This window comes from Marivirga atlantica (genome assembly GCF_016734805.1).
Taxonomy (GTDB): domain Bacteria; phylum Bacteroidota; class Bacteroidia; order Cytophagales; family Cyclobacteriaceae; genus Marivirga; species Marivirga atlantica.
The window spans coordinates 1-13,845 of record NZ_JAERQG010000007.1 but is presented as its reverse complement, the minus strand read 5'-3'; the positions used below and the strand labels follow the sequence as shown (position 1 = coordinate 13,845).

The following is a 13,845-nucleotide window of genomic DNA, read 5'->3' as shown; positions in this document are numbered from 1 at the left end:
AAAACTATTTCTAGGGGTGGCTGAAACCTAGAAATAGTGAAGAAAAGAAATAAAGTCTTGTGTTCATTCGGTTGTTCTTTTCAGTTTTGGAAACTTAGCTTCTTAATTAATTAACTGATTTGTAGTCATTTAGGTGTTTTTAAAGTACCAACTATAATTAGTTTGTGAATTAGGGTGTGTGTTCATTTCTCATACTAATTCTAGTGTTTAGGCTGACTGGAATTAGTTTTTACGCTACCATAAATGGGGTTTTATCGGTGTAATTTACCAATTATCATTGTAGTGTATTTCAATCAAGACCTATAATATTTAAAATATAAACTTAAACGTTAAAAATTATGAAAACTGTTAAGACATTAAAGATCGCGTTAGTATTTATTGCATTATTAAGTGTATCAGCTTGTGAAATGGTAGAAGAGCCAAATTTTGATGAGACAACTGTTACTGGTGAAACCAAACAAGATAATGGAGGGGAAATGGACTAATACTTTCATCTCAATTTTTTAATTAAATTAGCCTCAAATTTTAAAACTTTATGAGGCTTTTTTTATGCCTATTCTATTTTTCTGTTTTTCAATTCAATTTGGTAGGTCAAAATATTGACTCATTATTTAATGTCTCCAAAAAGTATAAGTCAGAGGGTAAATATGATTCAGCCATATTAATTCTTAATGAATTGAACACCTCTTCGGATTTATTACCTGAGGATAAATCTAAAGTTCTTAACAATTTAGCAATTAATTATATTAGAAAGGGAGATAAAAAAGAAGGTCTTAGGTATTACTATGATGCTATTTCTTTCAATACTTCAACTAAGAACCTGACAGAGCTTGCCAAGAATTATGTTAATCTAGCAACATATTATAAGTCTGAAGATAATCTCACTTTGGCAATTGAATATTTGTCAAAAGCCAAAACAATTAAGCCGGATGACCGAAATATAACTGGTAATATTGAACTTAGATTAGGAGATATATATGCAATAAAGTCTGACAGCAGTCAAAATGCATATGATAGCGCTATTTACTTTTATTTATCAGCTCTTAGTCTGTTTACCCAATTAAATGATTCATTGAGGTTAGCTATCATACATAATAACTTAGGGTATTTGTATGAAAGTAATTCGAACTTTAGTGCTTCAATAGATAATTTTAAAAAGGCGATTCAAATCGCAGGGCGGCAGGATAATTATTCCTCTTTAGCATTATATAGTTATAATCTGGCAAATCAATATTTAAAGAAAAAGGACTATCAATTAAGTCTATATCATTATAATAAGGCACTTAACTTATCAAAATATAGAAACCCTGAGTTTCTTATGAACCTTTATTCAAATATGGTAAAAGCCAAAATGGCTATAGGTCATGTAGATGAGGCTTCTGTGCTTTTTCAAAAATTCAATGAGCTTAGAGACTCCATTTACGATACTAAGAAAATGCAAGAGGTAAAGGATTTGGAAACTAAGTATGAAACAGAACTCAAAGATCAGGAAATAGCCAATCAACAGCAGACCATAGCTGAAAAGGAACTTCAGAAAAACATCTATCTTATATTCTCTATATCATTGGTTATTTTGGTTTTTATTTCTGTGTGGTTCTTCCTGCAAAGACAGAAATACCTTAAAAAGCTCAAAAATGAGGAAATAGCCAATATGAGAACCGAACAGGAGCTAAAAGAGCTCAACGCAATGATGCATGGTCAGGAGGAGGAGCGCAATAGGATAGCCAGCGATCTGCATGACAGACTCGGGGCCAGGCTCTCATCAATCAAATTACTTTTTCAAAATGGTGCCGATGAGCAAGAAAACAAACAAAGGGTACTTAGTTTTATAGATGAGGCCATCAAAGAAACCAGAGAAATTTCTCATAACCTATCTACCGATATGCTCTCTCGTTTTGGTATAAAAACTGCTTTGCAAGACACCATGCGCTCCATCAATGAATCTGATAAGTTGGAAGCAGAGCTATCTATTATGGGGGTAGAGGAGCGTTGGCCACTGGAAATAGAGAGGAATGTTTATTATGTGCTATTAGAATTAATTAATAACACCCTAAAGCATGCGGAGGCGACCCATATTATGGTACAGTTAAGCCAGCTGGATGATGAAATAAACGTCTTTTATGAAGATAACGGCAAAGGTTTTAAGATAAGTCAGGAAGAATATAAAGGAATGGGCATGCGAAGCATACAGGCCAGAATGAGTGCCGTAAAGGGAAGGATCTTCGTAAACAGTAAACCAGGAGAAGGATTAAATGCTGTTATCACCATCCCTTTGAAGGAAAGCCAAAAGGTGGATGATTCGGAAAAGCAAAAAGCGAAGGAAGTTTAGCCTATCTACAAACATTTACTTTGTTTTGTGATTCCTAAAGCTTAAATCAAATTTATGAATAGAGGAATTGCTTACATGCTTATTGCGGGTCTATTTTTTTCCATCATGCACGTGCTGGTAAAATTGGTGCCGAATATCCCTGCTATTGAAGTGGTCTTTTTTAGATCTTTGGTATCCTTTGTAATGAGCTATTCTTATTTAAAATATGCCAATATTCCTGTGTTTGGGACACATAAAAAGTGGCTTATTGCAAGGGGCGCTGCAGGTGCTATTGCACTAAGTATGTACTTCTACACACTTCAGAATATTCCCTTAGCAAGTGCTGTTACCATGCAGTTTTTATCACCAGTATTTACTTCCATACTCGGTATTTTTATTGTGAGAGAAAGAGTGGGCTCCTGGCAATGGTTTTTTTATTTACTAGCATTTATAGGTGTTGTCATCATTCAGGGATTTGACCCAAGAATATCAACAAGCATGTTTGTTATTGGAATCTCTGCATCTGTTTTCGCAGGGCTGGCCTACAATTTTATCAGGAAGATTAATGATAAAGAACATCCACTTGTTATTGTATTTTACTTTCCATTGGTAACCTTACCATTAACAGGTGTTTATTCAGCTTTTAATTGGGTAATGCCTAGCGGGAATGAGTGGTTCATATTGATCTTAATTGGCATCCTGACCCAGATTGCTCAGTACTTTATGACTAAGTCATATCAAGCGGAGGATTTATCAAAAGTAGCCAGTTTGAAGTATTTGAGCATTATATATGCGCTTGGCTTTGGCTATATCTTTTTTGATGAAACCTTTAATTGGGAAGTCTATGGAGGTATCGCTTTAATCATCTTAGGTGTCATTTTAAATGTTGTTTATAAATCCAGGCTTCAGAGAAGACAAAAATTAAACACTTAAATTCTCTTCAAGCGACTGATTTTGATCATTGCTCGAGCTATTATCATCGATGGTCGAACTGTACGCTGCACACTCGTATGATATAACTAAATTAACGAACTAAAGAAATTAGAATAAGTAGTTGATAGCTTTATTTTCAATCATCAGAATAAAACTATATTTTTGATAAGTTTGAATAATCGGTATTTTTAACTGGCTTTTAAGGGCTTAGCTTTATTATTTAGCTCATTATACTAGCTTTTTTGAAACATAGTAAATAAATCGACTCATTATAGACTCGGAAAAAGACAAATTAGAAAAGGCATTGAACGAGCAGGCTGACTTGCGCAACCAACTTGATTCTGTAAAGCAAAAGCTAGAAAGTTATCAGAATGCTTCTGCTGGTGCCAGTGAGGGTTTGTGGGAAAGAAATCTCATAACCGATGAGGTATTTATTTCCCCTCCATGGCTTACTATGTTAGGTTATGAGTCTAATGAGGTTGAAGATTTAAAAGGTATCTGGGAGAGTTGGATGCATGATGATGATAGAGAGAGGGCGCTCAAACACCTTGAGGATTACATTGATGGGAAAATACAGCATTACGATATCAACTTTAGACTGAAGCATAAAGATGGCCATTATATATGGGTTCGCTCAAAAGCTAAATTAGTGAGAAACGAAGAAGGAATTGCCACCAGAATATCAGGTTCACATACTGATATAACCGACAAAAAAAGTACGGAAGATACTATCGCAAAAAGCGAAAGAAAATATAAATACCTGTTTCAGAATGCTTTAATAGGTATGATGCGTGTGAAGGCAGATAATTACGCTGTTACAGAAATTAATAAGCGTGGACTGCAAATTTTGGCCATGCCAAATGTTAGCCCTCATCTTAAACTTGAAGATTTGCTGGCAGATCAGAGTCAGATGACTGAAGTTTTTGATTTACTTGAAAGAAATCACGGACTTGAAGAGCACGAAATCAAGATTATAAGGTGGGATGAGTCAGAAACATGGTTATCTCTTTCAGCGGTTTTTTATGAAGATGAAACCGATAGGTTTTATGACATCATCTTTAAAGATATTTCTGAATTCAAAGAAAACTTACTTGAGTTACAGAGGCTTAATTTTGAGCTAGATAATTTCGTTTACCATGCCTCTCACGATATCCGTTCTCCCTTACGCTCGATTATGGGCTTGGTAGAAATACTTAAAAATGAGAGAAATCCTGCTGAAATCAGAAAGATTGTAGAAATGATTTCAGGTAGTGTGAATAGACTAGATAAGTTCGTTGTGGATTTATTGGCTATGTCACGTAATAATAGGGTAGAGGAGGAAGCTGTCCCAGTGAATTATATGGTGGAGATCAATAATAGTGTCACCAACTTTCATCATGTTTACAATACCCAAGGTCTTGAAATACGCACAAAGATTATTCAGGTAAAACCATTTTACTCAGACCTAACCAAGGTGAGGATTATTCTTAATAACCTTATTTCAAATTCTATTAAATATAGGAGAATGGAAGAAAGCGTTGATTCTTTTATTAACATTTATGTTGATGTTACTGAAAAAGAATCAGTTGTTAAAATTGAGGATAATGGAGAAGGTATTTCTGAAGATAAATTAGATAAGATTTTCGATATGTTCTATAGAGCTTCTGAGAACAGTGAAGGAAGCGGCTTAGGGATGTATATTGTTAAAAATGTAATAAAAAAACTAGATGCTACTATAGATGTTAAGTCCGAAGAGAAAAAAGGTACTACCTTTATTGTGAAGATACCAAATAAATATATCCCACAGGACTAAGACTAAACATATGTCAGTACAGAAAAAAGAGATTAAAAAAATTACAACCCATCAACTTCATGCCATGAAGGCCCGATCGGAGAAGATTTCTATGCTTACCGCTTATGATTACTCCATGGCCAAACTGGTTGATGCTGCCGGTATAGACGTTATCCTTGTAGGCGATTCCGCCTCAAACGTTATGGCCGGACATGAAACCACTTTACCGATTACACTTGACCAAATGATCTATCATGCTACTTCAGTAGTTAAAGCTGTTGAAAGAGCTTTGGTGGTAGTAGATATCCCTTTTGGCTCATACCAGGGCAATTCTTCTGAAGCCTTAAGATCGGCCATCAGAATAATGAAGGAGTCTGGCGGCCATGCAGTTAAAATGGAAGGAGGAGCTGAAATAAAAGAATCTATTGTCAGGATACTAAGCGCAGGTATTCCTGTAATGGGCCATTTAGGTCTTACTCCACAATCCATATATAAGTTCGGTACTTACTCAGTTCGGGCAAAAGAAGAGGAAGAGGCTGAAAAGCTAATTGCAGATGCCAAGTTGTTGGAAGAGTGCGGATGCTTTAGCATTGTACTTGAAAAAATACCCGCAAAACTTGCCAAAAGAGTAGCGGAGGAAGTAAGTATACCTATAATTGGTATTGGAGCAGGGCCAGATGTTGATGGTCAGGTGTTGGTGCTTCATGATCTTTTGGGTATAACCACAGAATTTAAACCTCGTTTTTTAAGGCACTATGCTAAATTAGATACAGTAATTACTGATGCAATCAGTCAGTATGTGTCTGATGTAAAAGAGGTTAACTTCCCTAATCAGGACGAGATGTATTAAGGGCTAGCCCTTACCACCTCATTTTCTATTGTTAAAATAATGCAGTCTTAATGGAGGCCTTGGCAAAGTCTGCAAAAAATTAACAATAAGTAATCTCATGCGTTATATTTACCAGTTCAAAAACAAACATCAAAACACTACATATTAAACTTTTTTAACATGTCAGATAACAAAGAAAAAATCTTATATACTTTAACTGATGAGGCGCCAGCCCTTGCTACCTATTCATTTCTACCCATTATAAAAGCCTTTACTGATTCAGCAGGAGTGGCTGTTGAAACCAGAGATATTTCTTTAGCAGGTAGAATAGTAGCAGCATTTCCAGATAAGGTAATGGAATCCTTAAGAATTAATGATGACCTTGCTGAGTTAGGACAAATTGCTAAAACACCGGAAGCAAACATTGTAAAATTACCTAATATTAGTGCTTCCGTCCCTCAGTTAAAAGCGGCCATCAAAGAGTTACAATCACAAGGTTATGAATTACCAGACTACCCAGATGAGCCTGCAAATGCAGAGGAGGAAGAGGTTAAGAAAAAGTATGATGCCGTAAAAGGCAGTGCTGTAAATCCTGTATTGCGTGAAGGTAATTCTGATAGAAGAGCTCCGAAGGCTGTTAAAGAATATGCAAAGAAACACCCGCATAAAATGGGTGCATGGTCAAAAGACTCTAAAACCCACGTAGCCAGCATGCCTTCAGGCGATTTTTATGGAAGTGAGCAATCAAAAACCATTGAGAAAGCTACTTCTGCAGATATAATCTGGTCTAATGATTCTGGTGAGACTAAGGTGTTGAAGTCAGGCATTAAGCTTCAAGAAGGTGAAATTATTGATGCATCTTGCATGAGTAAGTCAGCATTGCGTAAATTCTTAGCAGAACAGATTGAAGATGCTAAGTCTAAAGGAGTATTGTTTTCAATACACTTAAAAGCTACCATGATGAAAGTTTCTGACCCTATCATTTTTGGTCATGCTGTGAGTGAATTCTTCAAGCCAGTTTTTGAAAAACATGCTGACAAATTAGATAAACTAGGTATAGACCCTAATGACGGTATGGCTTCCTTCTTAGTAGCTATCGAGAATTTATCGTCTTCAGATAGAGAAGCTGTTGAAGCTGATTTGAAAGCAACATATGAAGAGCGCCCTGATTTGGCCATGGTAAATTCTGATAAAGGAATTACCAATTTACACGTGCCTAGTGATGTGATTATTGATGCATCAATGCCAGCAATGATTAGAACCTCAGGACAGATGTGGAATAAAGAAGGCAATCAGCAAGATGCTAAAGCGATTATTCCAGACAGATCTTATGCGGGAGTTTATCAGCAAACTATAGATTTTTGCAAAGAAAATGGTGCTTTTGATCCTTCAACTATGGGAAGCGTTTCCAATGTTGGCTTAATGGCGCAAAAGGCTGAGGAGTATGGTTCACATGACAAGACTTTTGAAATTCCTGCCAATGGAAAAGTAGAAGTGAAAGATGCCGATGGTAATATTTTAACTTCTCACAAAGTTGAAGAAGGGGATATCTGGAGAATGTGCCAGGTGAAAGATGCTCCTATACAGGATTGGGTAAAACTTGCTGTAAATAGAGCGAAAGATACCGGGACTCCTGCTGTATTCTGGCTTGATAAAAATAGAGCCCATGATTCAGAATTGATTAAAAAGGTAGAAACCTATTTACCAAATCATGATACTCAAGGATTAGACATCCATATAATGGCTCCTGAGGAGGCTACACAGTTTTCTTTAGAGAGAATTAAAGAGGGTAAGGATACCATTTCTGTTACAGGTAATGTTTTAAGAGATTATTTAACAGACTTATTCCCGATTTTAGAACTGGGTACAAGTGCGAAAATGCTTTCAATAGTTCCTTTAATGAATGGCGGAGGCTTATTTGAAACTGGGGCAGGTGGTTCAGCTCCTAAACATGTTGAGCAGTTTATGGAAGAAGGTCACTTACGCTGGGATTCACTTGGAGAGTTCTTAGCCTTGGCTGTTTCTCTTGAGCATTTAGGGAAAACATTTAATAATGATAAGGCTAAAGTGCTTGCTGATGGCTTAGACAAAGCAACTGGTAAGTTTCTTGAAAATGATAAGTCGCCTTCAAGAAAGGTGAATGAGCTAGATAACAGAGGTAGTCATTTCTACTTGGCATTATACTGGGCCGAAGCTTTGGCTAATCAGGATGATGATGCAGATTTAAATAAAATCTTCCAGAGAGCATATGATAATTTGTCTTCTAAAGAGGCTGTGATTAATGATGAGCTACTTGCTGTACAAGGGAAATCTGTGGACATGAAAGGTTATTATAAACCAAGTGGAGACATTCTTAAAAAGGAGATGAGTCCAAGTAATACCCTTAATGAAATATTAGAAAGTATTAAAGCTTAAGTACTATACCAAAATAAATAGCTATAAAGCGATAGAGATTTTCTATCGCTTTTTTTGTTTGTAAGTGAACTTATTGAAAACAAATTGCATTAAACATTCAGTTTTAATTTAAACCATTTTGTTGCGTATTTATAGTATATGAAGGATTTACTGCCGTTTTTCCCCCTAAATGTAGTTGTTTTCCCAAATCAAAAACTGAACCTGCATGTTTTTGAGCCCAGATACAAAGAATTGCTTAACGATTGTTTAAATAATAAATCTAACTTCTGCATACCATCATATGTAATGAATAAAATTGAGTATGGTACAGAAATGCAATTGCTGGAAGTTGATAAATGGTATAATGATGGTAGAGCAGACATTAAAACCATTGGTAAAAGAGTTGTAAAAATCAACAGCATGAATAACCCATATCAGGATAAACAATATGCTATGGGTGAAGTGAGCTATATCGAGAATATTGACAATGGAGACGTACTGCTGAGACAAAAAATTAAAGAATCATTAAAGGCATTATTTGATTTAATGGAGGTTGAGCCTATTGAAGTGGCTGATGATTTTGATGTATTCTCGATAGCCCATAAAATTGGTTTGTCGAAGGAATCTGAATATGAACTGCTAAGACTTACTGAAGAGAGAAAAAGGCAACGTTTCTTATTAGATCATCTTAAAGTAATTATTCCTAAGCTCAAGGATGTGCAAAACGCAAAATCTAGAATTAAGATGAATGGGCATTTCACAAAATATGATCCGTTAGAATTTTAGTAAAAAAAAAGCCTGAGATTAACTCAGGCTTTTTAATGTGTTTTATCTTGCTGATGTTTCGGTATTGGCGGGATCAAGGCCATGCAATTTACCCAGTTCAATATCTATATACCACAATCCCATTCCTTTTTCACCGATAATATCGAAGATTTCAAGAGCTCTTCTGGCCATCGTTTCTTCTTCCCTCTGCTCGTTTACAAACCATTGTAGAAAGCTAAAAGTAGTGTAGTCTTTAGTAGAAAAGCAGTGATCTACAATATCATGTATACTTTTAGTAACTTTAATTTCGTGTTCCAGAATCAGCTGGAATACCTCTCTTAAACTCTTAAAGGAATGTTGAATACCAGTTATTTCAGGCTGTAAGGCATGTCCACCAGCTTCGTTAATATAGCTGAAGATTTTGAGCATGTGCATACGCTCCTCATCAGCATGGTCGTATAAAAATCTGGCAGAATTAATATAACCTTTTGTTTCACACCACGAAGCCATAGAAAGATAGTAGGCTGAAGACTTTCCTTCCATTACTATCTGCTTATTTAAGAGCTTCTCTGTTTCTTCCGTTAAAGATCTATTCGGTGTTATTACCTCTTTCATGTTATTGTCTATTTAGTATCAATTAATATACTGAAGTTATTGAGGTTTTGTTGACTTAAATTTCAATATGAAATTAGACTTCATCCAAATTTAGATTGAGTATAAGTAGGACAGTTACTTTTAAAATAAAAAAAGGCTAAGTCGAAAAGCGACCTAGCCTTTAAATAAAGGGTTAAGTTGTATTTACTTCTTCTCTAACTCTTTAATTTTATTCAACGCTGAACCAGCTTTAAACCAGCCAATCTGTGTGTCATTATAAGTATGGTTTGCCTTGATTACATCTTTGCTACCATCTGCGTGTACAAACTCTAAAGTAAGTGGTTTTTCAGGAGCAAATTGATCTAAGTCTAAGAAGTTGATTGTATCGTCTTCTTGAACTTTATCATAGTCAGCCTCATTGGCAAATGTTAAACCTAACATGCCTTGCTTCTTCAAATTGGTTTCGTGAATTCTAGCAAAAGATTTCACAAGTACTGCCTTAACACCTAAATGACGTGGTTCCATTGCGGCATGTTCTCTTGAAGAACCTTCACCGTAGTTGTGGTCACCCACAACAATTGTAGGAATACCCTCAGCTTTATAAGCCCTTTGCGTGGCAGGCACTGGACCATATTCTCCAGTCAATTGATTTTTCACATTATTGGTTTCGCCATTGTAAGCATTAACTGCACCTATTAAACAATTGTCAGAGATATTATCTAAATGGCCTCTGAACCTCAACCATGGCCCAGCCATAGAAATGTGGTCAGTAGTACATTTACCTTCTGCCTTGATCAATAATTTAGCCCCGGTAATATTTTTACCATCCCAAGGATCAAAAGGTGTTAATAATTGTAGTCTTTTAGAATCAGGAGCAACTTTTACTTCAACGCCTGAACCATCTGCTGCTGGTTCTTGATAACCATTGTCTTCAACAGCGAAGCCTTTATCAGGTAGCTCTTCACCTACTGGCGGATCTAATTTCACCTGCTCACCTTTATCATTAGTTAAAGTATCTGTAATAGGGTTGAAACCCAAATCACCACTGATAGCAATTGCAGCTACCATTTCTGGAGAAGTTACAAAGGCATGCGTATTAGGGTTTCCGTCAGCTCTTTTAGAGAAGTTTCTGTTAAAAGAGTGAACGATTGTGTTCTTTTCACCTTTATCAGCACCTGTTCTTGACCATTGACCAATACAAGGACCACAAGCGTTGGTAAATATAGTAGCATCAAGATTTTCAAATATAGATAAAAGGCCATCTCTGTCTGCTGTATATCGTACCTGCTCAGAACCTGGGTTAATACCGAAGTCTGATTTTGTTTTTAAGCCTTTGTCAATTGCTTGTTGCGCAATAGAAGAGGCTCTTGATAAATCTTCGTAAGAAGAGTTAGTACAAGAACCGATCAATCCCCATTCTACTTTAGTAGGCCAGTTATTTTTCTCTGCTTCAGCTCTTAACTGAGAAATAGGAGTTGCTCTGTCAGGAGTGAAAGGACCGTTTACATGGGGCTCAAGTTCTGAAAGATTGATTTCAATAACCTGGTCAAAATATTGCTCTGGATTGGTGTAAACCTCTGAATCACCTGTTAAGTGTTGTCTTACTTTATTAGCTTCATCAGCAATATCATTTCTATCTGTAGCTCTTAAATAACGCTCCATGGCGTCATCATACCCAAAAGTAGATGTAGTAGCACCTATTTCAGCACCCATGTTACAGATTGTGCCTTTACCTGTTGCAGAAAGTGATTGAGCACCTTCACCGAAATACTCAACAATTGCACCAGTACCACCTTTAACTGTTAATATGCCGGCAACCTTTAGGATTACATCTTTTGCGGAGGTCCATCCGTTCATTTTACCGGTAAGTTTTACACCTATCAGTTTAGGGAATTTAAGCTCCCAAGGCATGCCAGCCATTACATCCACAGCATCAGCACCACCTACGCCAATGGCTACCATCCCAAGTCCTCCGGCATTTACGGTGTGTGAGTCTGTACCGATCATCATTCCACCAGGGAAAGCATAGTTTTCTAAAACAACCTGATGAATAATACCTGCGCCAGGCTTCCAGAATCCGATTCCGTATTTATTTGATACAGATTCAAGAAAATTGAAAACCTCACCACTAGCTGTTAACGAGCTTCTTAAATCTTCTTTTGCACCTTCTTTAGCTAAAATTAGGTGGTCGCAATGCACTGTTGAAGGTACAGCTACCTTATCTTTACCTGCCTGCATAAATTGCAAAAGGGCCATCTGAGCTGTAGCATCTTGCATGGCAACACGATCAGGACTGAAATCAACGTAAGATTTCCCCCTTTCGAAAGGTTTTTGTGCTTTTCCATCCCAAAGGTGGCTGTATAAAATCTTTTCAGAAAGCGTTAAAGGCTTATTTACAACCTTTCTAGCAGCTTCTATTTTGTCATTCATCTCGGCATAAACCGATTTGATCATTTCAATGTCAAATGCCATAAGTGTTAATTCTTATTTGTGAACTTGGTTTTAAGAGTGCAAATATACGAAAATGAGGCTTTTTTCCTACCGGAATAAGAGAGTAAATACTATTAATAAAACTTACAAATAAGACTATAACTATCTGATATATAGAATATAAAGTAACTATACTTAAAGTTTTACTTGTTTTTTATTGTTTACATTATTGAATCACTTATATTTGAAGAGTGATTTTAGGCAGAGACTATATAAACGGCTACAAATGTAGATAAGAGGCAATCTTTTAAGATTGTTTTAATCGTAAATATGGTTTATGTACTAAAACCGATTAGATTTGCAGGTTATTATTGTATAATACTAATAGTTTTGAAAGATTAAACTGTGCTTTTATGAGTTGGATAAATAAGAAAATAGTGCTCTCTCTCACCGCTCTTTTAATAGCCTATCTGGGTTATGGTCAGAGTCCTTGTGGGAATAATTTAAAGCTTGATAATAAAAGTGACTCGAACTTCACTGTTGAAATAAAGACTAATAGTGCTTATACCTGTGAATTGTACTCTTTAATAAATGGAGAGTATGAATTGCTTAATAGTGTAAATGGATACGGTAATGGTCTTAAGTCTTTTAATGATCTTGATAATAAAATGATTTATAAGGTTTTGGTAAAATTTGATAGCACCAATCCATTATGTGAAAGCAGGCAATTGTCGGGAATAACATTATAGTATATGAGAAATCTCTACACAAAAATATTTACAATTCTTCCAATTTTTGCCTGCTTAGTTTTTACTGGTCAGGTTAAAGCGCAGTTAAATATAAATGCATCTGTTACTCAAGATGTTAGCTGTTTTGATGGAGGAGACGGAGAAATAACCCTTAATATGACATCAGGGACACCTCCATTTACAGTTGAATTTTTCCTATACGATGGGACTTCGGAAATTCCAATTGCCACAATTTCGAATACAACTGACACCAATATTATTTTAAACGATAATATAGCTACTGCAGATGGTAGTGTTTCCTACTCACCACCTTTTCCAGGCTTTGGAATTAAAGCAAATGATAATCCATCTTTAGTAGGTTTGCTTGGTGCAACAACTTACCGTGTTAGAGTGACGTCTGCACCCGCAGATGCTCCTTTTAGAATAAGGCTGATTACCAATTTAGAAATTACTGAACCTACTGAACTTTTAGCTTCTGTGAATACAATAACAGACGACTGTGATAACTTAGGTTCTGGTGCTATTGATATAGACGTTTCTGGAGGTACTAGTCCTTACACATTTGCCTGGAGCAATGGTGATACTTCAGAAGATATTACAGGGCTTTCACCTGGTAGTTACGATGTAACCGTAACAGATGATAATGGGTGTACAACAGATATTACAGGAATTACAGTTAATGCTGGACCAAATGCTGGTAATGCTTTGGCTCCTTTAGATTACTGTTCAAATGATGTACCTCTTGACTTATTTACACTTTTAGATGGTTCTCAAGATACTGGAGGAACTTGGAATCAACAGTCAGGAACCACCTCACTGACTATTTCTGGTGGTAGCACTGTTGATTTTTCATCAGCAACTTCTGATACTTATGTTTTTAGATATACTGTAACTGCAGGTTCATGTTTAGATGATACTGAAGATGTAATCATTAATCTTGAGCAGGCCCCAATAGTAGAAGCGGGTAATGATGTAGGTATATGTGCGGGTGATGCTTTGGATTTAGGGACATCTGGCTCAGTTTCAGCGAGTAATACAAGTAGTTTAGCATGGAGCACAAGTGGAACGGGAA

At 36.2% G+C, this 13,845-nt stretch carries 11 protein-coding genes; 9 read left to right on the top strand and 2 right to left on the bottom strand.

The features are described 5' to 3' along the window. Window positions 1-338 precede the first annotated feature (338 nt). The 7 genes from JKP34_RS17910 (at window position 339) to JKP34_RS17880 (ending at window position 9,021) form a co-directional block, all read left to right on the top strand. Window positions 339-485 carry a hypothetical protein gene (locus JKP34_RS17910; protein WP_201924630.1) on the top strand — a complete coding sequence of 49 codons (147 nt, stop codon included), beginning with the start codon at window positions 339-341 and terminating at the stop codon, window positions 483-485. Between the two features lie 50 nt (window positions 486-535). Beyond that, entirely contained in the window at window positions 536-2,329 is a 1,794-nt protein-coding gene (locus tag JKP34_RS17905; RefSeq protein ID WP_201924628.1) for a sensor histidine kinase, read from the top strand. Between the two features lie 54 nt (window positions 2,330-2,383). Next, on the top strand, window positions 2,384-3,241 hold the full coding sequence (locus JKP34_RS17900; protein WP_236665071.1) for a DMT family transporter: 858 nt from the start codon (window positions 2,384-2,386) through the stop codon (window positions 3,239-3,241). A gap of 304 nt (window positions 3,242-3,545) precedes the next feature. Further along, complete coding sequence (locus JKP34_RS17895; RefSeq protein ID WP_236665070.1) at window positions 3,546-5,033, top strand: PAS domain-containing sensor histidine kinase; 1,488 nt, start codon at window positions 3,546-3,548, stop codon at window positions 5,031-5,033. A gap of 10 nt (window positions 5,034-5,043) precedes the next feature. Continuing rightward, entirely contained in the window at window positions 5,044-5,862 is an 819-nt protein-coding gene (gene panB / locus JKP34_RS17890; RefSeq protein WP_201924626.1) for a 3-methyl-2-oxobutanoate hydroxymethyltransferase, read from the top strand. Window positions 5,863-6,021: 159 nt separating this feature from the next. After that, window positions 6,022-8,256, top strand: coding sequence for an NADP-dependent isocitrate dehydrogenase (locus JKP34_RS17885; protein WP_201924621.1), 2,235 nt, complete (start codon window positions 6,022-6,024; stop codon window positions 8,254-8,256). Between the two features lie 138 nt (window positions 8,257-8,394). After that, window positions 8,395-9,021: an LON peptidase substrate-binding domain-containing protein gene (locus tag JKP34_RS17880; protein WP_201924620.1), complete on the top strand. Its 627-nt coding sequence runs from the start codon at window positions 8,395-8,397 to the stop codon at window positions 9,019-9,021. A 42-nt stretch (window positions 9,022-9,063) separates the two neighbouring features. Here the strand turns inward: JKP34_RS17880 and JKP34_RS17875 are convergent, their stop codons facing one another. Beyond that, window positions 9,064-9,615 carry a ferritin gene (locus tag JKP34_RS17875; protein WP_201924615.1) on the bottom strand — a complete coding sequence of 184 codons (552 nt, stop codon included), beginning with the start codon at window positions 9,613-9,615 and terminating at the stop codon, window positions 9,064-9,066. A gap of 183 nt (window positions 9,616-9,798) precedes the next feature. After that, entirely contained in the window at window positions 9,799-12,066 is a 2,268-nt protein-coding gene (locus tag JKP34_RS17870) for an aconitate hydratase (RefSeq protein ID WP_201924614.1), read from the bottom strand. 371 nt (window positions 12,067-12,437) lie between these two features. On the opposite strand from JKP34_RS17870, the gene JKP34_RS17865 reads away from it, so the two are divergent. Both JKP34_RS17865 and JKP34_RS17860 read left to right on the top strand, forming a co-directional pair. Then, window positions 12,438-12,773: a hypothetical protein gene (locus tag JKP34_RS17865; RefSeq protein ID WP_201924607.1), complete on the top strand. Its 336-nt coding sequence runs from the start codon at window positions 12,438-12,440 to the stop codon at window positions 12,771-12,773. A gap of 3 nt (window positions 12,774-12,776) precedes the next feature. Then, window positions 12,777-13,845, top strand: a 1,069-nt coding sequence (locus tag JKP34_RS17860; RefSeq protein ID WP_201924605.1) for a SprB repeat-containing protein, incomplete at its 3' end; no start/stop codon positions are given.

Excerpts from the sequence above, each read along its gene's own strand:
- JKP34_RS17910 (WP_201924630.1), top strand. The coding sequence starts at position 339 with ATGAAAACTGTTAAGACATTAAAGATCGCGTTAGTATTTATTGCATTA.
- JKP34_RS17905 (WP_201924628.1), top strand. The coding sequence starts at position 536 with ATGAGGCTTTTTTTATGCCTATTCTATTTTTCTGTTTTTCAATTCAAT.
- JKP34_RS17900 (WP_236665071.1), top strand. The coding sequence starts at position 2,384 with ATGAATAGAGGAATTGCTTACATGCTTATTGCGGGTCTATTTTTTTCC.
- panB (WP_201924626.1), top strand. The coding sequence starts at position 5,044 with ATGTCAGTACAGAAAAAAGAGATTAAAAAAATTACAACCCATCAACTT.
- JKP34_RS17885 (WP_201924621.1), top strand. The coding sequence starts at position 6,022 with ATGTCAGATAACAAAGAAAAAATCTTATATACTTTAACTGATGAGGCG.
- JKP34_RS17880 (WP_201924620.1), top strand. The coding sequence starts at position 8,395 with ATGAAGGATTTACTGCCGTTTTTCCCCCTAAATGTAGTTGTTTTCCCA.
- JKP34_RS17875 (WP_201924615.1), bottom strand. The coding sequence starts at position 9,615 with ATGAAAGAGGTAATAACACCGAATAGATCTTTAACGGAAGAAACAGAG.
- JKP34_RS17870 (WP_201924614.1), bottom strand. The coding sequence starts at position 12,066 with ATGGCATTTGACATTGAAATGATCAAATCGGTTTATGCCGAGATGAAT.
- JKP34_RS17865 (WP_201924607.1), top strand. The coding sequence starts at position 12,438 with ATGAGTTGGATAAATAAGAAAATAGTGCTCTCTCTCACCGCTCTTTTA.